We start from the raw sequence: 535 nt of genomic DNA, 5'->3' as shown, positions 1-535 counted from the left end.
CCGCAGGCCTGCCGCAGCACGTCGGAAACGATGGCGCCGACGGGCCCGGCGAGGTTGGTCGGGCGCAGGCTCGTGGCGGTGGAGAGCGAGGGGTCGGCCGGGTTGTAGGTGCCGAGGGCGACGAGCAGCGCCAGGCCGAGGAAGCCGAGCAGCAGCCCGCCCATCTCGTTCGCACGCCGACGGATCGCCGCCTTGACGGCGGGCGAGGCAAGGCGCCCCAGCCCGGCGGCGGGGTCGGAAGGCTCGGCTAGTTCACGCGCCATGTCGGCCAGACCTCAGGGGGGAGGGAAGCAGCCGGGGGGAGCCGCAGGATAACAGGCGGGTCAGGGCTTCGCTACCGTGCTTCGCAGGGCGGCCGATCGGACGCTAAAGCCCTTCGAACAGGTCCGTGGAGAGGTAGCGCTCGGCGAAGGAGGCGGCGATCCCGACGATCAGCTTCCCCTCCATCCCCGGCTGCCGCGCGATCCGCATCATCGCGGCCAGCACCGCTCCGGTGGAGATACCGACCGGCACGCCGTCCAGCCGGGCCACGGCC

Annotated in this window: 1 protein-coding gene and 1 pseudogene; both read right to left on the bottom strand. The window is 72.9% G+C overall.

What is annotated here, in order from left to right; genetic code table 11:
- Positions 1-263, bottom strand: a 263-nt coding sequence (locus AC1DWF_RS38130) for a DNA translocase FtsK 4TM domain-containing protein (protein WP_476843590.1), incomplete at its 3' end; no start/stop codon positions are given.
- Positions 264-366: 103 nt separating this feature from the next.
- A pseudogene (locus AC1DWF_RS38125) lies at positions 367-535 on the bottom strand (cysteine synthase A); the annotation flags it as partial.

The organism is Aminobacter sp. P4_D5 (assembly GCF_056401815.1).
Note: the sequence above shows the minus strand (reverse complement) of the source record. Positions and strands in the feature narration are given on the sequence as shown.